Consider the following 22257-nt stretch of genomic DNA (forward strand, 5'->3'; position numbering starts at 1 on the left):
ACGATTCGCCGAGCTGGAAAAAAGGCTGCGAGGTCACTCGCAGCCAAATCACAGCACAGCACTAACTAACAACGCATAAAATCTTTAGCTTAAGCCTCAAAATACGTTTCATCATCCGCCAAGTGAGGCTGTTTAGGCATTACAATCTCACGCAACACGCACAAATCTCGCTGAAGTAAGCGGATACTCAGACCAGATTTAAAGTCAGTCTCCTCAGCCAGGCAATCCTTAAGTTTTTTCGCATTTTCAAGCACTGGAGAAATGGCACCGGGCTTATGCTTTTCACGAACAATTTGCTTTTGGGTGACCAATTTCAATTCGGCCAACAAGCGTTCAACGGCTTTACTCATGATATTCTCCTTTTTAGGATTCAGTTCAATTTGGTTTATGTAAGATGGAGTGCCAGTCGTAACTGACATCTGTTAGCAAGAACGCTTTCCATCTGCTCTGTAACCTCATTGATTTGATTGCTAAAAAGTTTTTTATCTGATTGCCCAGACTGAATAATCAGTGGGAACTCGTATGCGGTAATTAACGCCTTCTCAAGTTCCAAGATCAGTTCCTCCGCATAGCCGTAGTTACAATCTGACAGCTGAAAGTAAACGAATTCAAAAGGCTCAATCACCGTGTCTGAAGTCGCGTTTTGAAACGTACTCTGCCAGTGTTCGCTGGCAAACTTCATATCTAAGCGGGTAGCGACCGAACCAGTATCACTAAACTGCCGCGATGATGGCTCAAACAACTGCATATGTTCGATGTAAGCATAAAGCTCTGATGGGAGAAGCTCTTTCAATTGTTCTGTATCACGCTGTTTACCAAAACCGGTTTGCATACCACGCATCGTGACGCGATTCAGCAAGCGAAGCCAACGTGACTCAAGAATGTTGCTGTGGGAACTCGAGGTAATCCCGGCACGTCCACGCATTATGCCGACAGTGATCGCCACTCCATTGAAGAAGACAAGATAAATACCAGGGCCGACATAATGCGCACCAGATGCAATATCAGACCGGTCATTTTCTGAATAAGAATAGGAGTACGACAGGCGATTTTTACTAGTAAAACGCAAATCGAATGGATAGTTACCTTCACTGGTTACTGCAATGACGTCTGAAACTTTAGCATTAAGCATCGGGACTCTCCTCTTGATGGATAGCAATTTATGCTAGATTGAATTAATTGTCAATATTTTTATTGCTAAAAGCTATTTTCTACCATTTATTTGACTGTTATAGCCTTCCTTGGCTGACTACCCGAATGTGAAGTGCCTCAGCCTTTTTCCGAAGCTTCATATTTTTTCTTCGCGAGTTTATCGATTCGCTTGAAAACATCATCCATATAACTCGGTTGTTCTTCGGTGATCCGATAATAGTCATCACGGTCATAGATGGCTTCACCTTCGCCCGATGTTATGAAGCTAGGTGAGGCATGTCCTTCGGCATCGAGTTTGATGGTCACATGATTGCCGTTAATCTGGAACTGACCCGGGTCGTTGATTGGTAAATGGGTATAAACTACTCGTACATTGGATAAGCAAAATGGGTATAGCAGCTTCCAGGCGAATAGCTCACCGCGATTTGGCATGCGGTTTCCATCGGTGTCGGTATCTATGTTGAGGAAGATGTATTTGAAATCTTTCGATGCTCCCAAGCGGATTATCCGTACCCCGTCAACTTCAACATTCAAACAATGCATATCCGTCACCGGCAAATAGTGATGTCGAGGATGCCCATTCTTTTGAAAGGTATGTGTTTCGGCGAAGGTAAGCTCAAATTTCAGCCCTTTAGCAACAGCATGCTCCCGCGTGGCAAGCAGGACGTAGCGAACCACTTTAAATCCTAAAAACTTCTTCACCAACGCTTCATAGGCTTTTTGACTTATCGGTATATTAATCATGAGCTCTCCCTATTAATGAACGCTTCAACGAATTGATCAATCTGTATAGACTAATTTTAATAATCTGCTAAAAATATTTTTACAAACATAAAATTTAATTTCCCCGGTTCGACACGTTTTGGCATGCGGCATAGGTATCGTTTAGCTATCACCCGACCCACGGAGCGAGAAAATGATCAGTACATACGTAATGCCAGAAGCCCGAAACGTGTTTAACATTCAAGAGCAAGAACGAGGGCGCGCCGGTGTGCCTTTCCTTAATTGGCGATTCGCTACAAAGAAATTCATAACCTCGGAACAAACCAATAAGTTTTTAAAAGGGCCTGGTTTATACGCATTGTGGCTCGACGATACGACCATATATGTCGGAAGCTATCTTGGCCGCGGCAAAAATGGAGCCTACTTCAACGGTAACGTGGTCAAAGATCGAATTTGGACTCATTTTGGCGCTATTACTATGCGCGGACACCGTGTACATATTGCGCGAAAAAGCTTAAATGAGCTTCAACACGAATTTGGTGAAGCACATGACATGGTTGCCGGACTTTTGAGGAGTCCACAACGCGATGTGCTTCATAAAGATAACGGCAATCTAGCGCCGCTTCGGCGCGCGCAGTTTGCAGCAAAGCATTGGGACAGTTTTTCGACCAGTTCGCCTGACGATTTGCTGCAACGCATAGGATTCGCCTATACCCGTTTTAGCGAATTACCTGAAGGAATGACTAACCAGCAACTTAAACAACGCATACTTGAGGAAGAAAAGCGTTTGATTGAGTGCATTGCGCCGATTTGCAACACCACACATGCTCGTCTCGGACAAAATCCCATCATTATCGATGGTCATGATATGGCGCGCGAACTAAGCGATATCGTAGCTGCTATCGCTGGGCTGCCTGAGCTATAAAAGGGGGATTCATGTCAACTGCTAAGTCAAACAACCGCTATCTCAGTAAATCACGCTTCAAACTCGCATTGGAGTGCCCAGCTAAGCTGAACTACACTGGCGACAAAGCCTACGTCAATACCAATGACACTAACGAAATGCTGAAAGGTCTGGCTGAGGGCGGCCATCAAATCGGTAAGCTTGCGCAATGGATCTATGCTAAACAAGCGGAAGCAACCGGCGTGCCTTGGTTTGAAATCGAGGCGATCGGTAGTGAACAGCAAGTTGCGCAGACCCAAGCCTATCTGCAACAACACGAATCCTTGGTGCTATTTGAACCTACCTTTATTGTTGAGCATTTTTTGGTGCGCGTTGATGTGCTGGTTAAACACGGCAACTACGTACAGCTGATTGAAGTGAAATCAAAATCATTTGATTCGCAGAAACAGGAATTTCCGCGTACTGAAAAAGGCAAAGTCAACGCTGATTTTTTGCCCTATCTACAAGATGTTGCCTTTCAAACTATGGTGGTGGGACGAGCTCATCCTGACTGGCAGATTGAGTCCTACCTGATGTTGCCGAATAAGGCGGTCACCAGCAGAACCGCAGATCTGCATAAGCACTTTAAAGTGACGCTGACCAAAATAGGCAATCGTGATCAAGTGCATGTAGCGATGCCTGACTTCAATACCACGATTGATCATGCATTCTTATGCCCAGTCAACGTTGATAGCGAAGTGAATGAACTCATGAGCGGCACATTGCCAACATCAGTGCAGGGCCTGAGCCATGCATCAATTCAACAAGCAGGCGGTTGGGCAACAGCTTATGCCAACCGCCAACAAGTCACCGCCCCACTTCACCCAACCAAATGTAGCAAATGTGAGTTTTATACTGAGCAACCGAATGCCAACCGACGTAGCGGTTTTCATGAATGTTGGAAGCGCGCCGGGGTGCCAGGTTTCAGTGATCACGTAAGTCGTAAAGACACTGTTTTAGGCGTGTATGATGGTGCCAGTATTAAGAAAAAGGCGATGGAACAAGGCAAATTCTATTTGGCTGATTTAGACGAAGATGACGTCTGCGATACACCCAAGCTCAAGGCTGATGGTCTTAAAATAGAAAAGTCGCAGCGCCAATATATGCAAGTCTTTGGTGCGCCAACTGACGGTGATTCATTTTTTGACCATGCGCGTTTCGCTGAAGCGCAGGCGACCTGGCAGTATCCTTATTACTTTTTGGATTTCGAGGGAGCCACCAGTGCGCTTCCGATCCGCCCTGGCTATCGCCCCAATCAACAAGTGGTGTTTCAGTACTCTATTCATGTGATGCATGAAGACGGCACCGTCCAACACCATGAGCAATATCTTGATACCAGCAACCAAGCTGACCCACATAGTGCGCTATTGCGTCAGTTAAAGCAGGATTTAGGTGATCGCGGTACCATTTTCCGCTGGCACAATTACGAGAATACTGTGCTCAATGCACTGCACAAAGAATTGAAGAGTGCCAAACATCCTGCCGCTGACCGGGATGAACTGCTGGCATTTATTGAAAGTATTACCGAGCACAACACACGTACTTCCGGTGCCCGTAATATGGTCGATCAAGCCAAACTCGCTGCCGAATGCTATTTCCATGCAGATACCCGCGGGAGTTCGAGCATCAAAGCGGTGCTGCCTGCCATTCTTGGTGACTCAGAATTTTTACGAGACACCTACAGTCAGCCTATTTACGGCGGTGCTTCTGGCTCGATCACGAGCAAGAATTACAACACTGGTGATGGCATCACTTGGTGGCAGCAAGACCCTCAGCATCCAGGAAAAGCGCTGGACCCCTATGACATTCTGAAGAACTTAGCTCCGACGTCGAACGATGCGGATAATGATGTACTGGAAGATGCTGAAGCGAACTCAGAAACTATTGACGTCGCCAATGGTGGTGCAGCCTTAATGGCCTTCGTGCGGATTCAATCAGGCGGCTATACCGCAGAACAGCAAGCGCAGCTTGAAGCTGCGATGCTGCGCTACTGCGAGCTGGATACACTAGCGATGGTGATGATTATGCAGGCTTGGCAACACTATCGTAAGAGCTCAGATTTTAGCGTTTAAATTTCAAAGCTACAGACAGAACAGTCATTGTTTTTGCCATGACCACTAGTGAGTATCGTTAAATCCGTAATTTCACAATTGGGCCAAAAAATAGCTAATAGTTGCTCTAAGATACCTTTGTAATTCTGAGCGATGGCTTGCTCAAATGCTGCAAGTACTTGCTTATTACTTTGGTTTGGATCAGTAATTTCACCATACATGAACCGCACATCAGCAAGAGTATCGCTCGGGCCACCAATGGTAAGATATCGTTCTCGCGCATACTTTTGCCAAGTATTGGGATGCTTAACACCTCCTGCACTAGAATGCGAGGAGCCAACATTCGATCCCGATAACTTTACTCGGTGTTTCTGCAGGCGACTTAAAACCGTTTCTCCATGTGCAATACCAACATAAAATGCAGGGGGTAGCTCGCCTCCTGAGAATCCTCCGGTCGCAATACAGTAAAGTCCTTTTTGCTTGCGATGCAAAGCGCACTCATCTCGAAGCACCAAGCCCTTTGTTAATGAACCAAAGGTTGCCTGATCACGATTGGCTGTCATTCCATCATCGGTTCTGCGATAAGGCTGCGTATCAATAGTTGACCAAACAGACTTATCGATAGGGATATCAAAACAATCTTTCCAATAGATTATTGGGCTCATTTTCATAACTGGCATAGTGATAGCTCCTTATGATTCAATGTCATCATCATGGCCATCCTTCAAGGCAGCAAACTTTTCCGCCATGGTCGGATTATTGCGCGTAAGCCGCTTGATGGTGATATCACCGGCTTTCTCATTCGCCAAGCGCAAATTATTCTCTGAGCTTAGCAAGGCGTCTTTAGTCTTCTGCAGATGGTTCATGGTCTTGTCGATCTCATCAATCGCTGTTTTGAACTTGCGCGAGGCTAAATCATAGTTGCGTGAGAAGCCGTCCTTGAATTTTTCCAGCTCGTCTTCAAAGTTGGCAATATCGATATTTTGCTCACGCATTTGCGCCAGTTCAGTTTTGTATTTCAAGCTATTGAGTGCTGCATTGCGCATGAGAGTAATGATCGGAATAAAAAACTGTGGGCGTACTACATACATTTTCGGATAGAGATGGGACACATCAACAATTCCGGTATTGTAAAGCTCACTGTCTGCCTCAAGAGTAGACACAAGCACGGCATACTCGCAGCCTTTTTCGGTGCGATCCTTGTCGAGCTCGCGTAAGAAGTCTTCGTTCTTTTTCTTGGTTGTTGTTTGATCCGCTTCGTTTTTCATTTCGAACATGATCGAGACGAATTCAGTGCCAGCTTCATCGGCTTCACGGAAAATAAAGTCGCCCTTACTGCCAGTGCGTGCATCATTATCTTTGGCAAACTGAGCACGCGGAAATGCGGCGGCGCGGATTTGTCCAAAAGCATTGGCACAGTGCTCTTCAAGTGTTTCACCCAGCATTTTAGTGGATAGCTTGGCTTTCATGTCTTTCAAACGTTCAATCGCATCGTCGCGATCTTTGATTTGAGTTTGGTATTGCTCGCGAAGTGCCTTCTCACCCAGTTCTTTTTCAAGCTTAGCTGCTTTGAAATCCGCTTCTAACTTGCTGCGTTCTTTTTCCAAATCAGCAATTGCTGTTGCAACCGCAAGTTGTTGCGCAGTGCCAGTAGCATCAAGTTGAGCTTTCAATTGAGCAATCGTTGCCTCTTTATCTGCAGTTGCCTTCTGCAATTCTTCGCGAACTTTGGCAACAGCCAGCTCTACAGCTGATTGCTGTTGTTGCTCCATCAGTTTAATTCGCTGATCAATTTCGTGATTAAATTGATGGTCACGTACTTGCTTTAAAATTGCAGCATAGCCAGCTTCATCAACTTTGAACGCGGTGTTGCAGTGAGGGCAAATAATGTCATGCATGGTTATTCTTCCTTCAGTCGGTAGCGAAATCATCACCGTAACGATAGCAGGCGTAAAGACATAATATGTCGTTTACCCCTGCTACTTTTATCTCGCCAACTACTTAGTGGCAAAATTAACAAACAACAGTAGAGGGAATTAACTATGTATACCGCTCAATATAAAAGCACCTTCAATACCGTATGGACCGCTATCGGAACTTATTCCGCCGAAGGTCAAGCCATTAACGAGGCCCTGCGCAAGAAGAACTCTGGCGCATTCGCTGCTCGCGTTATCGACCGATCTGGTAACGTGGTCTATAGCTGTTAACTTGATACTTTAAATACGACTCAACTTGACGCCTGTGCTTGGTAGCATTCCCCCTAGTTTATAAAAGCCGGGGGAACAGTATGCAAAACATTATTACCACTAGCGATAGTCAAGTTGAGTCGTTTGTATCGGTTGAACCGTTAAATGAGGCCAACACCCATAGCCTTGTCAATAGTGAAGTGATTCAAGCCTATCGCCGTTTATGGCTATTACGCGCTCTCAAATCTCCAGAAAGCGCTGAGCAATTACTGAAATCATCAGACGTGTATGCCATTTATGTTGAGGAATTTCCCCACTTAAACTTGATGGATGCCGGTAAGAATTACTTACTCGAGCAGCGTCATTCGCTGGAACAGCTTCAGCAACAACAAATCGCCGCATTTCAACCCGAGCACAACGTCTTGGTGCACAACATTGATTTCCTGTTTAAACAATCCGGTGCATCAATCGCCGAAACGAACTTTTTCATTTTTCTAGCCATTTGCCATACCAACGCTTTATCAAAAAAGCTGTTAGCTCTAGCCAATGAAGTACGTCTGAGCAAGACTGATTTCTTCGCCACGCTGCTGGATGTTGAACGCCAGGAAATAGCAAATGCGATAAATCGCAAGTTTCGCTACGCTGATCTTCATTTTTTCGCTTGGTCTGATTTTTTGGATGACGTTGAGAATGGTTATGGTATCAATAACAACTTTGCCTTTGATCTGTTTAACACCCCACTCACCCAACAAAAACTGCTTAGCTATCATGCCACTGAAATGGTCGACGGCGCTTTAAATAAGACTGATTTCGGGCATCTGGAGTATGAGCTATCGGTTGCGTCACTGTACTTAAATCGCTCACTTAAAAAGAATATGATGGGGAGTAACATATTGATTCACGGTCCATCAGGCTCCGGTAAAACCGAATTTGCCAAGGTTTTAGCAAATGCGTGTGATGCGTCATTATTTAATGTGCTAAATACCGATATAGGCAGCAACGAAACTCTTGATATTGAGCAGCGGCTTAAAATACACCAAGCAGCAGATCAACTCTTGCAAGGATCACGCAGCTTGCTGCTGATAGACGATGCCAACGATATGTTTATGGCTAATCCAGTCGCTTTTTTCGTTCCCGATACGCGTATGGCAACCATTGAGGCCGCCTTGCAAAACAACACCTGTCCGACTTTATGGGTAGCGAACGACATCAGTGGCATCGATACTGCTGTCTTACGCCAGTTTAGTGTGATTATTGAATTCAAGCCTATGAGCACAGCACAGCGACTCACTATTTTTACCAACATGCTTCGTAAAAAAATCGATCACGATATACTTAATGCGCTCGCGAACACTAACTACCTAGATATCGGCTTAGTTACGAAAGCACATCAAGTTGCGAATACGTTGCACCCACTCAGTATTGGCGGTTACCAAAATGTGTTGCTGTACTGGGTTAATGCGGCGCTTAAGGCGCAACACAAGCGTTGTATTAAAACGAGTCAAGACACAAAAACCAGCGATACACTGTTTGATCCGCAATTAATCAACGTCGATTTCAACGTGACAACGATCATTGAAAAGCTTCGCCAAAATCGGCATGCCCGAATTTGTTGCTATGGTATGCCTGGCACCGGGAAAAGTATGTTTGCTCGCTTCGTGGCTGAGCAACTGAACAAACCCATCGTCATCAAAAAAGCCTCTGATCTGCTTGGTAAATATGTCGGTGAAAGTGAAAAAAATATTGCTAAAGCGTTTACCGAAGCGAAGGCGCGAGATGCTATTTTGGTCATTGATGAGATCGATAGCTTTATTACCTCACGCACGCAACTGCGCGCCAACTGGGAATCTACCCTAGTGAATGAAATGCTGGTGCAGATGGAAAACTTTGAGGGAATTTTATTTGGTACCACCAATCTGCTCGAACGCCTTGATCCTGCAGCCGTACGCCGCTTTGATTTGAAAATGGAATTTAAAGCGCTCACGCTTGACCAGCGCGTGCAATTAATTAGTCGCCTTGCTGCGGAATTACTTCCCGATAACGAGCCAAGCACAGAGCTTTATCAAAGTGCTGCGCAACGTTTACAAGGACTAACGCCCAGCGATGGCGGTATCATCCAGCGCCAGGTTCGTTTCAATCCGGTAGTTGATTTCGCCGACCTCATTGCACGATTAACGCACGAAGTGACGTTGAAGGCTGAAAATCAACGTAGCCGTCCGATTGGCTTTATTCATAACTAAAAAAATGGCCCACTGATGGGCCATTCTCATTTTTTGTGGCTTTACTTTGAGTTAGCACGGTAAAAATATCGGTGCAATACCAGCTTGGTGGGTGAGATCACGTGCAAAGCTAAAGGTCTCACCATTCACCTTGACGTCTCGACGCTCGTAATCGGCTTCTAAGGTCCGATAAAACTCCAACGTATTCATGTAGATCACTCCATCTTCAAATAGTGACTGCATGTGTTCGTGATGACCTTTCCCCTGAAATAGCACCATATTTTCAATGAGATTTCAGTTTTTATGCCACCTGTTTTGCATATTCAGCTGGCGGTAAATAATTCAGTGAACTGTGTGGTCTTTCTTCGTTGTAATGACGCTGCCACTGCTCAATGTCGTAACGTGCCTCATCAAGAGTTCTGAACCAATGCTGATTTAAGCATTCATTCCTGAACTTTCCATTCAGACTCTCTACGAAAGCATTTTGTGTCGGTTTCCCTGGCTGAATAAAGCTCAGACGCACACCTTCAGTTTTACTCCAGAAGAACATAGCCTTACTGGTAAATTCTGTACCGTTGTCGCAAACAATCGAGTCAGGCCTCTCACGACCTTCGATAACTTGTGATAAAAAGCGTGCCACCTGTTGGCCTGATATCGATACAGCGACAAGCTGCCCAACTACTTCGCGACTAAAATCATCAACAATATTTAAGACGCGAAAACGACGCCCATTGGCTAGTTGATCAGAAACAAAGTCCATCGACCAACGCTGGTTCACAGTCGTTGGCGTATCCATCACAATGCGCGGACGAATCAGTTTCTTACGCTTCTTGGTTCGAACTTCCAGGCCCTGCTCGGTATACAAACGATAGGTCCGTTTCTTGTTTTTAACCAATCCCTCGCGCTTGAGAAGGCCGTGAAGCATCAAGTAGCCGTATCGTGGATACTCAACCGCCAGCTCTTTTAAACGAGCCGTAACTGGCTCATCCTGACGCTCTTTTGGCTGATATCGATACGCGGTACGACTCAGCCCAACCAACTTGCACGCAAGGCGCTCACTAAGCTTGAAGGTGGTTACCATATAGTCAACCACACGCTTTTTGCTGGCGGGCTTTACCACTTTTTTGAGACAACGTCCCTTAACGCTTCTGTCTCCAGCATCTTCTCTGCAAGCAGCTTCTTGAGCTTGCTGTTCTCAGCCTCAAGCTCTCTTAGGCGCTTGGCCTCGTTAACTTCCATACCTGCATACTTGCTGCGCCAGTTATAGAATGCGCCGTTCGAAACACCCATCCGTCGGCATATATCATCTACCCTGGCACCAGCTTCATGCTCCTTGATAGCCTTGATAATCTGTTCTTCGCTGTGACGTCTTTTCATAGTGAGATCTCCAATAACCTAATTTTAATGGAAATCTCATCGATGTCATGGTTCTATTTTTGGGGGAGACGTCATGCTTTTGCATATTCTATAATAGCTAATCTTGTTGCGGCGTCCTGTAAAGTCACACTTATTTTATCAACATAGTCATCCAGATCATCAAGAATCTTAATAGCTCTATCAAAGCAACTCAGACAATTAACAAGATGAAAGTACTCTTCTTCCTTTTCTGTTAAAGGCTTGTAATTATCGCGTGGTGGTTGAAAAATCAAAGAACCTCCAAAACTTGAAGCGACCACAGCGAGAATGGCATCCTTATGAAGGCTCATCCACCATAGAGAAGCCATCGCCGTGCCTGCAATTATTAAACTAATCCTGCTAAAGCACTCGCAACACCCACTACTGTTGCGATGATTGTAAATAATACCCAGCCCCAATGCTTGTTTGCGACTTCAGCCAGTATGGATGGTTGCACCCCATGTATATCCCACCAACTAGCATTTCTTTTTAAAGATCCATCAATGATGCGCTCTAGAATAGTGTAGTTGCCACCGCTAAAAATGCCGTCGCAACGAGCAGCCTTTTTATTCGTTAGTGAATTGGCCTACCAAATCACCAAAGCCCCATATTAAAGTACCTAAAATTACAGATATATGGGCAAAATACCTCATACGCTTTTCACTATCTGTCAAAAGAACCGCCCTTCCAACAGCTATGAGCGATATAGGGCCACCCTCTTTATAGTTGCTTTCGTTTTGCCCTTTTGTAGATAGTTTGTACTCAAGTATTGCAGCGCAAAGGGTTAAGATTGCGCCTGCCCTACCGAAACATTGCTAAAGTTTTAGTATAGCCAAATATATCAGTAGCCAACGTACCGAGTGCCACTATCCAAGCAATAATCAAAATGACCAATGAAACTTTCACATTTACCTCTTGAACCTGTAATGCCGCCGAAATAAGCTACGTTAGGACTTCCTTGCATTGGTAGCAACTTTTTCTACTGCCTTTATCAAGTCCTTCATTTTCCGTATTAAGGCTTCCTGAGGTAAGTTTGCATCGACGTATGGCCGAAGATCGATAATATGAGACTCCTTTACTGAACGATTTAGTCCATACTCATATTCAGCAACAACAGTAAACGTTTTAGGAAGTATTGACTCATCAGCATTTTTACCAAAAATAACAAAACCTTGAGCTAAGGAAAACGTAATCTCCGAACTAGGCGCAAAGGCAGTAATGGGCTGAGTAAAAGCTGAGTATATAGCTAAGTTTCGGTTAGGATTATTCTCACCAAACTGATAGAAAGATCTGTCTATCGTTAACCTCAAATTACTTGCAGCAGTCCGTCCTGAGTTGTAGATCTTAAGATAGAAAGTAGGATTATCAGCTTCGAGTTTCGGCGACACCAGAATATATGGCCGACTTATGGCTTCGCTCTGTTCTTGCATTACCTCAACTACACGCTTGTTCGCTTTTAATATTTGGTATGTTGCCCAAGCATAGAACCCAGTAATTATTACGAGAGAGAGCACCAGTGAGAATGTCAATCATCGGCAAGTCATGCAATAGCTCGGTCATATTGTTTCCTAACATATTCATAATCGGAGGCCCAACGGCCGCAATGAACTCAATATCATTGGTTAGAGCAAAGACCCTTTCTCGCGAAACCTTGCTTCGATTGAATCTCTTAACTTACTTACTGCCCTCACGGCGCGATTCGAGTCGCGAATCTCATAATGCTCATGCTCACGCACTTCCATTAAAAAGAGATGTTGGTTTTGCCGAGTGTCCCAGACCCAGTGAAGCTCGCCCTTTAATTCTTCATCGATCACACCAATTTCAACCAACTTATTTGTTCTTTTCTTATAATTATCGAGCTGCTTTTTCGGAAAATAATTTATCAATACGTCGAGCGTGAGGCTCTCAGTTATTTGGGCCATGAGACAAATATTTTCTTTTATAATCATGTCTCTGGCTACACCACGGATGGTGGTTCTGTTAATAATCCACCTGAACACATCGGCCCCAATGAGTGCATAGGCAAAATTTCTCTTTAGGGTATCGTTACGGATAAAGGAGTATCTTTCGAGGTGTACGTTTACTCGCCTGATGTACCCCCATGGAAACTTGATCTTTCCTTCGTTACAGTTGCGATCAACCAAGTAATCCTGAATAGCCTGAATGCCTTCGCTTACTTGTCTAGTGACCTCTGCGAGTTGTTCGTCATTGTCGATCCTAGGCACAGAATCATCCTTTCCTTCATAGAGCGCTCTACCGAGAAACTTCGCTGGCCAAAAAGGTGCTAATCTTTTGGGCCTCCGATGAAGCAACCGGTTAGTGAATCATTCTTCTATGCTTACAGCAAACTTACTGACTGAGCATCGAATTGAGTGACTACTGGGAAATACTTCCCCTTATCACTCTTATTTAACTTGTTGGTCCGAAAGAAGATCTTGGCAACCTTCGCTGCCTGTTCGTCATTGAGTGGAGAGTATGAAACCACTTCAAAGTACATTCCACTGATAACGAACTGCTTCGGGTGAACAACTGACGGCATTTTTATTTTCATACCCTAACATTTGTGCATCCCGCACAGCCTCGTTGCGCACTAACTTGTTCAGTAAAGAACTTGATCCACAAATCAAAAACAAATCTACTCTCTGAACTCCTAGGCCCAAACCGAAGCAACCCAAGAATCCCCGATTCAACACTAGTAAATGCAAACTATTAACTTGGATTTTTTGTTACTCAATTGACCTTAAATTATTCCGATAAAATAAACAACAATAAAACCCGCAGCACTACTGAGGCAGAACCACTGTTACCCAGCCCACCCCTCCAGAAAAAACAGAACGCGCCAAAAGGTAGTTTAGTCATAGCAAAGCCGGATTACCGGTAACGATCCATGGCCAGACAGCTGAAGATCAAGTTGCAGTCGCCGTAAACTTAATCAATGCGGTTTACGCTTAGCCAGGCCTTGTTAACTCTCACCGCGGCTATTTGCCGGTAGTATGGGCGGTCCCAGCTGCTGTTCACAATATCGGCCCGCGTATGTGGCGCGTGGTGCCGCAGGTTGATATATTTCAGCCATAGTTGTACATCAAAACACCAAACGAAAATAGACATAATCGTTGCACAGATCGATGCTATCTGGCCTAATTAACTTCGACTCAAATTCATAAAGATAGCTTTAACTCTTTAATTACTACGTTATAACCGATTGATTTGTGCGGCTAAGCGAAGCCGTTGATTACGTCTGACGCGTCAAATAGGGACAAAGAAGAATGCGTACATATCCAACACATTTTTACAATGGAGACTTTCATGCTGAAGCTTTAGAAGAGCTGAGGACTGGGTCTATAGACCAGGAAACATGGGCTAGAGCTTTCTCTCATAGTAAAGGTGTAAAATCGGAAACCTCAGCGCTCTATGTAAAAATAAGAGCGAAACAATTACAGGATATTTACGATTTCAAAATTGCCAAAAAAGATGCTGATGATGAAAAGGAACGAAAAATCAGACAAGAAGAAAGAGAAGAAAGACGTTCCAAAGAAAAGGAACAAGAAAAAATCGCTCGATCTTATAGAGAGTTCATTAATAAAACATACTTAAAGATTAATATTAGAATGGTGTTTATATATATTCTAATAAATTTATCTATTGCAGCATTTGTTGCAGTTTCCCATATACTTTTTAAAGCTAGCCCTGACATTAAAGTATACTCAACATCATTCATCGACTTACTTATTAGAATTTCTTATGTGTTATGCTCGATATTTATTTTAAATTATTTAATCATCAAATTTGAATGGAAGTTAAAGCCCATTCCTATAATCATCTTGGCATTTCTTAGCAAGACTGAATTTCGATATAAGATTTTTAGGTGGGCTATTTACATTTCAGTATTTTTCATATTAATTGATATGATCTTTTAACTAGAAATATCGCTATACCCTGACAAATAAAATTGTGGATTATAATCATGAAAGACGCTCTTATATTTCTATTAATATCTTTTCAAATATTCAATGCTAACGCCGAAGATTCAGTGGAAATTATACAACCTTTTGGCGGGCTTAATTGGGGAGACACTCGGGTTGAGGCAAAACAAAAAATTTGTTCGTCAGACGCATTTATTGATATCTCAAATCGAGAATCATATTGCATGTCCGATGATATGTTTTTTCCATACTTTGATTCATTGCATGGCAAAAATCGACAAAGTATGGACGAAAGATTAGAAAGTTCTTTTGATAATTCTCTCGACTATAATAAAGGACTTTTAATAAACAACGTTCAGCTTATTAGCACGCATGCGAACAAAATTTCAGTGGCGCCTATTTTTCTCGAGGGAATACCATACGAGCTTGAGCTATTATTTGCAGGACTTCGGGAAACAACCTCCTATCAGTATCTCGAGCATAGTGATTCAGCGTCGTGTTTCGTCTTCTCTGATAAGGAATATTGCGAATTACCTCCCCTGCTTATCTCAGCTACCTTGGCTCCATTAAACAAAGACGCTTTATCGTTAGCTGAGCAGGTTCGAGATGACTTAGAAAATATGATCTATAATAGATTTGGTGAAGAATTAAGAAAATCTCGCTCAAGATACTCAAAAAGACTTGATCATAGTGGCACTTCGGTTGTGTTCTATCCGCAATTACTCTCAATTCAGTATGATGGGAGAACGTGGTTGGAGGATAAATATAAAGACCATCTCGATATGATTTTGAAATCACAGATAAAACCTAAGTCTAGTTCTAAGCATTTATAAATTTCCCAATATATTTTTAATACTACGATTCCGTATGTAAAAAAACCCGCCAAAAGGCGGGTCTTTCATAACAAAGCCAGATTACCGGTAACTATCCACTGCCGGGCAGCTACAGATCAAATTCCGGTCGCCGTACACGTCATCAATACGATTAACGCTTGGCCAGAACTTGTTCACTTTCACCGCGGCTACTGGGTAGGCGGCTACTTGGCGGTCGTATGGGCGTTCCCAGTTGCTGTCGACAATGTCGGCCAGGGTGTGTGGCGCGTTGTGCAGTGGGTTGTTGTCTTCTGGCCATTCGCCGGCGGCTACTTTGTCGGCTTCTTGGCGAATGCTGACCATGGCTTCAATGAAGCGGTCTAGCTCGGCCTTAGACTCAGACTCAGTTGGCTCAACCATTAAGGTGCCCGCTACCGGGAAGCTCATGGTCGGTGAGTGGAAGCCGTAGTCTTGCAAGCGCTTGGCGACGTCCATTTCGGTCACGCCACAGCTTTCTTTCAGTGGGCGCAGGTCAATGATGCACTCGTGCGCAACGCGGTCGTTGCGGCCTTTGTACAGAATTGGGTAATGCGCGCTCAATTGCTTGGCCACGTAGTTGGCGTTCATGATCGCTACTTCGGTAGCTTCACGCAGGCCGCGGCTGCCCATCATGGCAATGTACATCCATGAAATGGGCAGAATGCTGGCGCTACCGAATGGTGCGGCAGATACCGCGCCGTTGTTGAGGCCAGTGCCTTGAATGTGGATCACGCTGTGGTTTGGCAAGAATGGCGCTAAGTGCTTCTTCACGCCAATTGGGCCCATGCCTGGGCCGCCGCCGCCGTGCGGGATACAGAAGGTTTTGTGCAGGTTCAAGTGCGATACGTCGGCACCCACGTAGCCTGGCGAGGTTACGCCCACTTGCGCGTTCATGTTGGCGCCGTCTAGGTACACTTGGCCGCCGTGTGAATGCACGATGTCACAAATGGTCTTGATGCCTTCTTCGTACACGCCGTGCGTAGACGGGTAAGTGACCATGATGCATGACAGGTTGTCGCCAGCTTCGGCGGCTTTGGCGCGCAGGTCGTCTAGGTCTACGTTACCATTCTTGTCGCAATCAACCACCACTACTTGCATGCTCATCATTTGCGCCGACGCTGGGTTGGTACCGTGCGCCGAGCTTGGGATCAAACAGATGTTGCGGTGCAAGTCGCCACGGCTGTGGTGATACTTTTGAATCGCTAACAAGCCGGCGTATTCGCCTTGTGCGCCTGAGTTTGGCTGCATTGACATGGCGTCGTAACCGGTGATGTTGATCAGCCAGTCTGACAGGGTGCTCAGCAATTCAGCGTAGCCCGCCGCTTGGTCTTCTGGGCAGAACGGGTGCAATTGGCCGAACTCTGGCCAGGTCACTGGGATCATCTCAGCGGTGGCGTTCAGCTTCATGGTGCACGAGCCCAGCGAGATCATGCTGTGGTTCAATGATAAATCTTTGTTTTCTAGCTGCTTGATGTAGCGCAGCATCTCAGTTTCTGAGTGGTAGCTGTTGAACACTGGGTGGGTCAGAATGGCTGACTCGCGGCGCAGTTCAGCCGGAATAGAGGTCACGTCGCCAGCGGCAGCGCGGGCATCCAGCACGTCAATTTCGAGGCCGTGGTCGGCACCAAATAAGGCTACGAACAGCGCTTCAACGTCAGCGCGGGTTTTGGCTTCGTCTAAGCTCACGCCAAAGCGGCCGTTGCCGTCTACGCGCAGGTTCAGGCCCTGGGCTACGGCACTTTGCACCAACGCATCGCTATCGCCGTGCCAGTCAAAGGTCAGGGTGTCGAACCAGTGGTTGTTGACCAGTTTCACGCCTTTTTCTTGTAAGCCAAGCGCCACAATGTCGGTCAACCGGTTGATGCGCGAGGCAATCAGTTTCAAGCCTTGTGGGCCGTGGTAGACGGCGTAGAACGAGGCCATGTTGGCCAACAATACTTGCGCGGTACAGATGTTGGAGTTGGCTTTCTCGCGGCGGATGTGCTGCTCGCGGGTTTGCATGGCCATACGCAATGCCATGTTGCCACGGCTGTCTTTCGATACGCCAATGATACGGCCTGGCAATGAGCGTTTGTATTTTTCGCGGGTGGCGAAGAACGCGGCGTGTGGGCCACCGTAGCCCATAGGTACGCCAAAGCGTTGGGCTGAGCCCAATACCATGTCGGCGCCCATTTCGCCTGGCGACTTCAACAGCACCAAGCTCATGATGTCAGCAGCTACTGCCACGATACCGTTGTTGGCTTGAATGCCAGCAATCAGTTTTTCTAAGTTGTGCAACTCACCGGTGCGGTCTGGGTATTGCAGCAAGGCGCCGAATACGTCGTGTTTTACGGCGTGGGCGGCTGGCTCAACAATCACCTCAAAACCAAACATTTCGGCGCGGGTTTTTACCACGTCGATGGTTTGTGGGTACACGTTATCGGCCACGAAGAAGCTGTTGGATTTGCTCTTGCTGACGCGCTTGGCCATGGCCATAGCTTCTGCGGCGGCGGTGGCTTCGTCTAGCAATGAGGCGCTGGCCATCTCTAAACCGGTCAAATCCATGGTCATGGTTTGGAAGTTCAGAATGGCTTCTAAGCGGCCTTGGGCAATTTCTGGCTGATACGGGGTGTAGGCGGTGTACCAACCTGGGTTTTCTAACACGTTACGCAGAATAACGTTTGGCACTAAGGTGTCGTAGTAACCCATGCCGATAAATGACGTTAACACCTTGTTCTTCTTGGCAATGCCACGCAATTTTGCCAGCGCTTCACGCTCGCTAAGCGGTTCGCCCACGGTAATGAATGGGTCACGCAAAATGCTTCCTGGCACGGTATCACGGGTCAATGCTTCCAGCGATTCAGCGCCGAGCGTTGCCAACATGGCTGCGGTCTCATCGGCACTTGGGCCAATGTGGCGGGCTATGAATTCACCGTGATTTTCAAGTTGATGCAAGGTTGTAGTGGTCATTTACTTCGTGCCCCTTAAGTTCGGGTAAAAAAGGTTCGGGTGAAAAAAGTTCGGTAAAAAGTTCCGGTGCTTAGAGCAAATCTAAACACAAAACCCCGGCATCAATGACCGGGGTTGTGCGCTAGCAATACGCTATTAATCTTCGTCGATGACGGCTTGATAGCCGGCAGCGTCAAGTAACGCGTCAACTTCGCTGACGTCGTCGGCTTTGATTTTGAACAACCAGCCGTCACCGTATGGGTCGCTGTTAACGGTTTCTGGTGCGTCTTCCAGTTCGTCGTTGATAGCTACGATTTCACCGGCAATTGGCGCGTAAATGTCAGACGCCGCTTTCACTGATTCAGCTACGGCTACGTCGTCACCAGCGGCTACGTTGGCGCCTACTTCTGGCAGCTCAACGAACACCATATCGCCCAGCAAGTCTTGCGCGTGCTCAGTGATACCTACGGTGTAGATGCCGTCGCCTTCGTTGCGCACCCACTCGTGGGTTGATGCGTACTTTAATTCTTTTGGAATGTTGCTCATGGGTCGTGCTTCCTTTAATTACTATGCTAATAGCAAAAATTGCTGCGATTTACAGAACCGATTTACCGTTGCGGACAAAACTTGGTTTCACCACGTTCACTTTAACCATTTTGCCGCGAATATCCACCTCGGCGTGCGTGTCGCTGCCTGCTGGTACGCGCGCCATAGCAATAGAATAGCCTAAGGTTGGCGAGAAAGTACCAGAGGTGATCTCGCCTTCGCCGCCGTTGACCAATACCCGTTGGCCGTGGCGCAATACACCTTTGCTTTCCATCACTAGGCCCACTAATACGCTGTGGCCGTTGGCTTTTTGCGCTTCGAGCGCTTGGCGACCAATAAAGTTACGGTCGGCCGGTTCAAACGCCACGCTCCAGCCCATGTTGGCTTGCAGTGGCGAAATGCTTTCGTCCATATCTTGGCCGTACAGGTTCATGCCGGCTTCTAAGCGCAGGGTGTCACGGGCGCCGAGGCCACATGGTGCTACGCCAGCGTCGAGCAGTTGCTGCCATAAGGTGGTTAAGCCGCTGGCTGGAACGGTGATTTCGTAGCCGCGCTCGCCGGTATAGCCGGTAGTGGCAATGAATAGCTCGCCGACTTGCACGGACATAAACGGCTTCATGCCGGCAATGGCAGCAAAGTTGTGGGCGCCTAATACGCTGGCTAAACGCTCTTCTGCGTTGGGGCCTTGCAACGCAATCATGCCCAGCTCTGGACGCTCGGTGATGCTGACTTGGAATTTGCTGGCGACTTGGCCGAGCCATTCCATATCGCGGTCACGGGTGGCTGAGTTCACCACTAAGCGGTAGTCGGTGCGGCTGAAGTAATACACGATTAAATCGTCGATGACGCCGCCCTGCTCGTTCAGCATGGCGCTGTACTGGGCTTTGCCTGGGGTGCTCACTTTGGCGATGTCGTTGGCCAGCAAATGACGCAGGAATTCCGTAGCTTGTGGGCCGGCTACGTCAACTACAGTCATGTGCGATACGTCGAACATGCCGCAATCGGTACGCACCGCGTGGTGCTCTTCAATTTGCGAGCCGTAATTCAACGGCATGTCCCAGCCGTGGAAGTCAACCATCTTGGCACCTGCACTGAGGTGCGCGTCATAAAGTGGAGTACGATTGGCCATTGCTGAAGGAGTCCTGTTGAGCTGCCTAAAAGTTGGGTGAATTATAAGACTCTAGCACCCGTTCTCAAAATGAATATTACTTATACTAAAATTTACTTTATAAATACTGCTATAATCTTTATTGAAATTTCCAATAAAAAGAGGCCGCTGATGCAACATTTACCGCTCGATGCTGTGCGCGCGTTTTTAAGTATTTATGAGCTGCAAAGTTATACGGCTGCAGGGCAGCAATTGGGTCGCTCGCAGCCCGCTATTAGTTTGCAATTAAATCGGCTCGAGGAACTGCTCGGCAGCACCTTATTGCAACGCAGCGGCGGGCGCATTTCGCTAACCCAAGCTGGAGCGGAGTTTATTGACTCGGCGCGCAGCTTAATTAACTTGAACGACCAGATTTTGGCGCGCTTCACCGAGCCGTCTTTAAGCGGCCGGGTGCGCTTGGGCATTCCCAGTGAATTTGCTAGTACGTTATTGCCGCAGGTATTGGGTCAATTTGCTGCAGCCTACCCCAATGTGACGTTGGCGGTGACCTCGGCGCTATCAAAAGAGTTGCTGCGCGAAGATAACGCCAGCTTCGACATTATTATTGCGCTGATTGAGCCGGAGCTGCGTGTCAATCGCACTGGTTTGGTTGAGCTCAAGCATGAGCCGCTGGTGTGGGTTGGCCCGCAAGCGGATTACGTGCCAGTGGGTAATACCTTACAACTGGTGATGGCGCCCGAGGGTTGTATTTATCGGCGCCGGGCGTTGGCAGCGTTCAAGCAGCTGGGGCGAAATGTGCGTATTAGTTATACCAACGCTGACTTTTCTGGGCTGACGGCGGCTATTGGCAGTGGTTTGGGCATTACGGTGTTGGCGCAAAGCACGGTGCCGGATCATCTGGCGCGTTTGCAGCGTGGCCCGTTAGCGCAGGAGTTGCCGGAGCTTGGCGATGTGAGTGTGGTGATGAAGCTCAGCGCCGGCGATAACCATGCGGCGCAGCAGTTGGCGCAGTTTATACGCGAGCGTATTTAGGTTTTTACTTGGGTTGGCGTTTTAGCCGCCGAGGGCGATTTGCATCAGCTGCTGCTTTAGCGGTGCAACGCGGCTGGCAATATGCAGGCCGCTGCCGCGTAGTAATTTCAGCAGCGGGTTGTCGCCCGCAAAGCCGCGCTTGAATCCTTCCATTGCGGCAATCATGGTCATGGCGGCGGTTTTGCGCTCGCGTTCCCACTGCCGCAAGGTGCGGTGATAATCCTCACGCGGCTCAGCAAATACGTCTAGCAACTGACTGACATCAGCAAAACCCAAATTTGCGCCCTGCCCGGCCAGCGGATGAATGCTATGGGCGGCATCGCCAATCACCAGCAGGCGTTGTTGCAGCCAGCGCTGGCAATACTGCATTTTTAGCGCAAAGCGGTGGCGCTCAGAGGCTAGTGTTAATTGCCCTAGGCTATTGTTGCTGAAGCTTTGCAGGCGCTGAGTGAATCGCTCGGCGCTTAGGGTTAGTAAGTGCTCACTGTGCGGGTCATCAATAGACCATACCAAGGATATCTGCTGCGAGTCGGCCAGCGGCAACCAAGCTATTGGCCCAGTTGGGGTAAAGGCTTGGCGGGCAATGCCCTGATGCGGGAGCTCAGTATGTACGGTGGCCACTATGGCGTGCTGCTGATAGTGCCAAAAGGTCAGCGGTAATTGCGCGCGTTGGCGCACCTGCGAATTGGCGCCATCGGCGGCAATAATGTAATCGGCGCTGAGCTGCTGCTTGTTACCTAACTTAGTGCTTAAGGTTATGCTGACCTGATCATCGCTGATTTGCTCAGCTACGCTGGTCACGCCGCTGTGTATGGTGACGCCGGCTTCTGCGGCGGCTTGCCACAGGTAATGTTCCAGTAGTTGGTTCTCAACAATGGCGCCTAAATCGGTGCGGGTTACTTCGTGCGCGTTAAAGTCAATGCGGGCAAAGCTGTCGTGCTCCCATACCTGCATGCCGGTGTAGGGGCCAAGCCGCTCAGCGGGCAGCTTCTGCCATACGCCAAGTTGCTGCAACAGCGCCCGGCTGCTGTGAGCAATAGCGCTCACGCGCGCGCCGAATTCGCTGCTCAGTTCAGGTTGCTGGCCGCGCTCTATCAGCTGCACTTGGTGGCCTTGTTGACGCAGGCCCAGCGCCACGCTGAGGCCGATCATGCCGCCGCCGCAGACGATAAAGCTTAGCTTGCCAGCCCGCTTGCTCAT

At 47.1% G+C, this 22257-nt stretch carries 22 protein-coding genes; 7 read left to right on the top strand and 15 right to left on the bottom strand.

The window, feature by feature from the left end:
• Positions 1-89: 89 nt before the first annotated feature.
• The 3 genes from EFO84_RS07815 to EFO84_RS07825 all read right to left on the bottom strand — a co-directional run bounded on the left by EFO84_RS07815 (position 90) and on the right by EFO84_RS07825 (position 1896).
• Positions 90-350 carry a hypothetical protein gene (locus tag EFO84_RS07815; RefSeq protein WP_127347505.1) on the bottom strand — a complete coding sequence of 87 codons (261 nt, stop codon included), beginning with the start codon at positions 348-350 and terminating at the stop codon, positions 90-92.
• Between the two features lie 35 nt (positions 351-385).
• A complete protein-coding gene (locus EFO84_RS07820; RefSeq protein WP_127347506.1) occupies positions 386-1132 on the bottom strand; it encodes a hypothetical protein in 747 nt (248 codons plus the stop codon).
• 137 nt (positions 1133-1269) lie between these two features.
• A complete protein-coding gene (locus tag EFO84_RS07825) occupies positions 1270-1896 on the bottom strand; it encodes a hypothetical protein (protein ID WP_127347507.1) in 627 nt (208 codons plus the stop codon).
• Between the two features lie 172 nt (positions 1897-2068).
• Between EFO84_RS07825 and EFO84_RS07830 the strand changes: the two genes are divergently transcribed.
• Together EFO84_RS07830 and EFO84_RS07835 are read left to right on the top strand one after the other, a co-directional pair.
• The gene (locus EFO84_RS07830; RefSeq protein WP_127347508.1) at positions 2069-2800 is read left to right on the top strand and encodes a hypothetical protein; all 732 of its coding nucleotides are present in this window, start codon (positions 2069-2071) and stop codon (positions 2798-2800) included.
• 11 nt (positions 2801-2811) lie between these two features.
• Positions 2812-4890 (top strand): DUF2779 domain-containing protein, encoded by a 2079-nt coding sequence (locus EFO84_RS07835; protein ID WP_127347509.1) that lies wholly within the window; start codon positions 2812-2814, stop codon positions 4888-4890.
• Here EFO84_RS07835 and EFO84_RS07840 read toward each other — a convergent pair.
• Complete coding sequence (locus EFO84_RS07840) at positions 4887-5549, bottom strand: hypothetical protein (RefSeq protein ID WP_127347510.1); 663 nt, start codon at positions 5547-5549, stop codon at positions 4887-4889. The two genes, EFO84_RS07835 and EFO84_RS07840, sit on opposite strands and share 4 nt — an antisense overlap.
• 12 nt (positions 5550-5561) lie before the next feature.
• Positions 5562-6641, bottom strand: a complete 1080-nt coding sequence (locus tag EFO84_RS07845; RefSeq protein ID WP_240642669.1) for a DUF2130 domain-containing protein — start codon at positions 6639-6641, stop codon at positions 5562-5564.
• Between the two features lie 270 nt (positions 6642-6911).
• On the opposite strand from EFO84_RS07845, the gene EFO84_RS11705 reads away from it, so the two are divergent.
• Positions 6912-7076, top strand: coding sequence for a hypothetical protein (locus EFO84_RS11705; RefSeq protein ID WP_164742407.1), 165 nt, complete (start codon positions 6912-6914; stop codon positions 7074-7076).
• Positions 7077-7480: 404 nt separating this feature from the next.
• Complete coding sequence (locus EFO84_RS07850; protein WP_164742408.1) at positions 7481-9295, top strand: AAA family ATPase; 1815 nt, start codon at positions 7481-7483, stop codon at positions 9293-9295.
• Between the two features lie 51 nt (positions 9296-9346).
• Here EFO84_RS07850 and EFO84_RS11710 read toward each other — a convergent pair whose 3' ends face one another.
• From EFO84_RS11710 to EFO84_RS07875, 6 genes are all read right to left on the bottom strand, one after another.
• Positions 9347-9517 carry a hypothetical protein gene (locus EFO84_RS11710; protein WP_164742409.1) on the bottom strand — a complete coding sequence of 57 codons (171 nt, stop codon included), beginning with the start codon at positions 9515-9517 and terminating at the stop codon, positions 9347-9349.
• Positions 9518-9575: 58 nt separating this feature from the next.
• Positions 9576-10651, bottom strand: a protein-coding gene (locus tag EFO84_RS07855) for an IS3 family transposase (RefSeq protein WP_127347513.1) whose coding sequence is annotated in 2 segments (ribosomal slippage) — positions 9576-10402 and positions 10402-10651 — 1077 coding nt in all. Because the reading frame shifts where the segments join, the coding sequence is not laid out codon by codon here.
• 71 nt (positions 10652-10722) lie between these two features.
• Positions 10723-10998 (bottom strand): hypothetical protein, encoded by a 276-nt coding sequence (locus EFO84_RS07860; protein WP_127347514.1) that lies wholly within the window; start codon positions 10996-10998, stop codon positions 10723-10725.
• A 618-nt stretch (positions 10999-11616) separates the two neighbouring features.
• Positions 11617-12183, bottom strand: coding sequence for a hypothetical protein (locus EFO84_RS07865; protein ID WP_489114190.1), 567 nt, complete (start codon positions 12181-12183; stop codon positions 11617-11619).
• Between the two features lie 108 nt (positions 12184-12291).
• Positions 12292-12894, bottom strand: a complete 603-nt coding sequence (locus tag EFO84_RS07870; RefSeq protein ID WP_127347516.1) for a hypothetical protein — start codon at positions 12892-12894, stop codon at positions 12292-12294.
• 703 nt (positions 12895-13597) lie between these two features.
• Positions 13598-13777: a hypothetical protein gene (locus tag EFO84_RS07875; protein WP_127347517.1), complete on the bottom strand. Its 180-nt coding sequence runs from the start codon at positions 13775-13777 to the stop codon at positions 13598-13600.
• Positions 13778-13935: 158 nt separating this feature from the next.
• On the opposite strand from EFO84_RS07875, the gene EFO84_RS07880 reads away from it, so the two are divergent.
• Both EFO84_RS07880 and EFO84_RS07885 read left to right on the top strand, forming a co-directional pair.
• Positions 13936-14586 carry a hypothetical protein gene (locus EFO84_RS07880; RefSeq protein WP_127347518.1) on the top strand — a complete coding sequence of 217 codons (651 nt, stop codon included), beginning with the start codon at positions 13936-13938 and terminating at the stop codon, positions 14584-14586.
• Between the two features lie 47 nt (positions 14587-14633).
• Positions 14634-15425, top strand: a complete 792-nt coding sequence (locus EFO84_RS07885) for a hypothetical protein (protein ID WP_127347519.1) — start codon at positions 14634-14636, stop codon at positions 15423-15425.
• Positions 15426-15506: 81 nt separating this feature from the next.
• Here the strand turns inward: EFO84_RS07885 and gcvP are convergent, their stop codons facing one another.
• The 3 genes from gcvP to gcvT form a co-directional block, all read right to left on the bottom strand.
• Positions 15507-18392: an aminomethyl-transferring glycine dehydrogenase gene (gcvP, locus tag EFO84_RS07890; RefSeq protein ID WP_127347520.1), complete on the bottom strand. Its 2886-nt coding sequence runs from the start codon at positions 18390-18392 to the stop codon at positions 15507-15509.
• 135 nt (positions 18393-18527) lie between these two features.
• Complete coding sequence (gene gcvH, locus EFO84_RS07895; protein WP_127347521.1) at positions 18528-18917, bottom strand: glycine cleavage system protein GcvH; 390 nt, start codon at positions 18915-18917, stop codon at positions 18528-18530.
• Between the two features lie 49 nt (positions 18918-18966).
• Positions 18967-20046, bottom strand: coding sequence for a glycine cleavage system aminomethyltransferase GcvT (gene gcvT / locus EFO84_RS07900; RefSeq protein ID WP_127347522.1), 1080 nt, complete (start codon positions 20044-20046; stop codon positions 18967-18969).
• 150 nt (positions 20047-20196) lie between these two features.
• Between gcvT and EFO84_RS07905 the strand changes: the two genes are divergently transcribed.
• Positions 20197-21057: a LysR family transcriptional regulator gene (locus EFO84_RS07905; protein WP_127347523.1), complete on the top strand. Its 861-nt coding sequence runs from the start codon at positions 20197-20199 to the stop codon at positions 21055-21057.
• A gap of 21 nt (positions 21058-21078) precedes the next feature.
• On the opposite strand, the gene EFO84_RS07910 is transcribed toward EFO84_RS07905, so the two are convergent.
• Entirely contained in the window at positions 21079-22257 is a 1179-nt protein-coding gene (locus EFO84_RS07910; RefSeq protein ID WP_127347524.1) for an FAD-dependent oxidoreductase, read from the bottom strand.

It is taken from the genome of Pseudidiomarina mangrovi (genome assembly GCF_003999375.1).
Taxonomy (GTDB): domain Bacteria; phylum Pseudomonadota; class Gammaproteobacteria; order Enterobacterales; family Alteromonadaceae; genus Pseudidiomarina; species Pseudidiomarina mangrovi.

Excerpts from the sequence above, each read along its gene's own strand:
- EFO84_RS07820 (WP_127347506.1), bottom strand. The coding sequence starts at position 1,132 with ATGCTTAATGCTAAAGTTTCAGACGTCATTGCAGTAACCAGTGAAGGT.
- EFO84_RS07840 (WP_127347510.1), bottom strand. The coding sequence starts at position 5,549 with ATGCCAGTTATGAAAATGAGCCCAATAATCTATTGGAAAGATTGTTTT.
- EFO84_RS07815 (WP_127347505.1), bottom strand. The coding sequence starts at position 350 with ATGAGTAAAGCCGTTGAACGCTTGTTGGCCGAATTGAAATTGGTCACC.
- gcvH (WP_127347521.1), bottom strand. The coding sequence starts at position 18,917 with ATGAGCAACATTCCAAAAGAATTAAAGTACGCATCAACCCACGAGTGG.
- EFO84_RS07845 (WP_240642669.1), bottom strand. The coding sequence starts at position 6,641 with ATGGAGCAACAACAGCAATCAGCTGTAGAGCTGGCTGTTGCCAAAGTT.
- EFO84_RS07880 (WP_127347518.1), top strand. The coding sequence starts at position 13,936 with ATGCGTACATATCCAACACATTTTTACAATGGAGACTTTCATGCTGAA.
- EFO84_RS11705 (WP_164742407.1), top strand. The coding sequence starts at position 6,912 with ATGTATACCGCTCAATATAAAAGCACCTTCAATACCGTATGGACCGCT.
- EFO84_RS07885 (WP_127347519.1), top strand. The coding sequence starts at position 14,634 with ATGAAAGACGCTCTTATATTTCTATTAATATCTTTTCAAATATTCAAT.
- gcvT (WP_127347522.1), bottom strand. The coding sequence starts at position 20,046 with ATGGCCAATCGTACTCCACTTTATGACGCGCACCTCAGTGCAGGTGCC.
- EFO84_RS07860 (WP_127347514.1), bottom strand. The coding sequence starts at position 10,998 with ATGGCTTCTCTATGGTGGATGAGCCTTCATAAGGATGCCATTCTCGCT.
- EFO84_RS11710 (WP_164742409.1), bottom strand. The coding sequence starts at position 9,517 with ATGCAGTCACTATTTGAAGATGGAGTGATCTACATGAATACGTTGGAG.
- EFO84_RS07910 (WP_127347524.1), bottom strand. The coding sequence starts at position 22,257 with ATGAGCAAGCGGGCTGGCAAGCTAAGCTTTATCGTCTGCGGCGGCGGC.
- gcvP (WP_127347520.1), bottom strand. The coding sequence starts at position 18,392 with ATGACCACTACAACCTTGCATCAACTTGAAAATCACGGTGAATTCATA.
- EFO84_RS07835 (WP_127347509.1), top strand. The coding sequence starts at position 2,812 with ATGTCAACTGCTAAGTCAAACAACCGCTATCTCAGTAAATCACGCTTC.
- EFO84_RS07830 (WP_127347508.1), top strand. The coding sequence starts at position 2,069 with ATGATCAGTACATACGTAATGCCAGAAGCCCGAAACGTGTTTAACATT.
- EFO84_RS07905 (WP_127347523.1), top strand. The coding sequence starts at position 20,197 with ATGCAACATTTACCGCTCGATGCTGTGCGCGCGTTTTTAAGTATTTAT.
- EFO84_RS07875 (WP_127347517.1), bottom strand. The coding sequence starts at position 13,777 with ATGTCTATTTTCGTTTGGTGTTTTGATGTACAACTATGGCTGAAATAT.
- EFO84_RS07825 (WP_127347507.1), bottom strand. The coding sequence starts at position 1,896 with ATGATTAATATACCGATAAGTCAAAAAGCCTATGAAGCGTTGGTGAAG.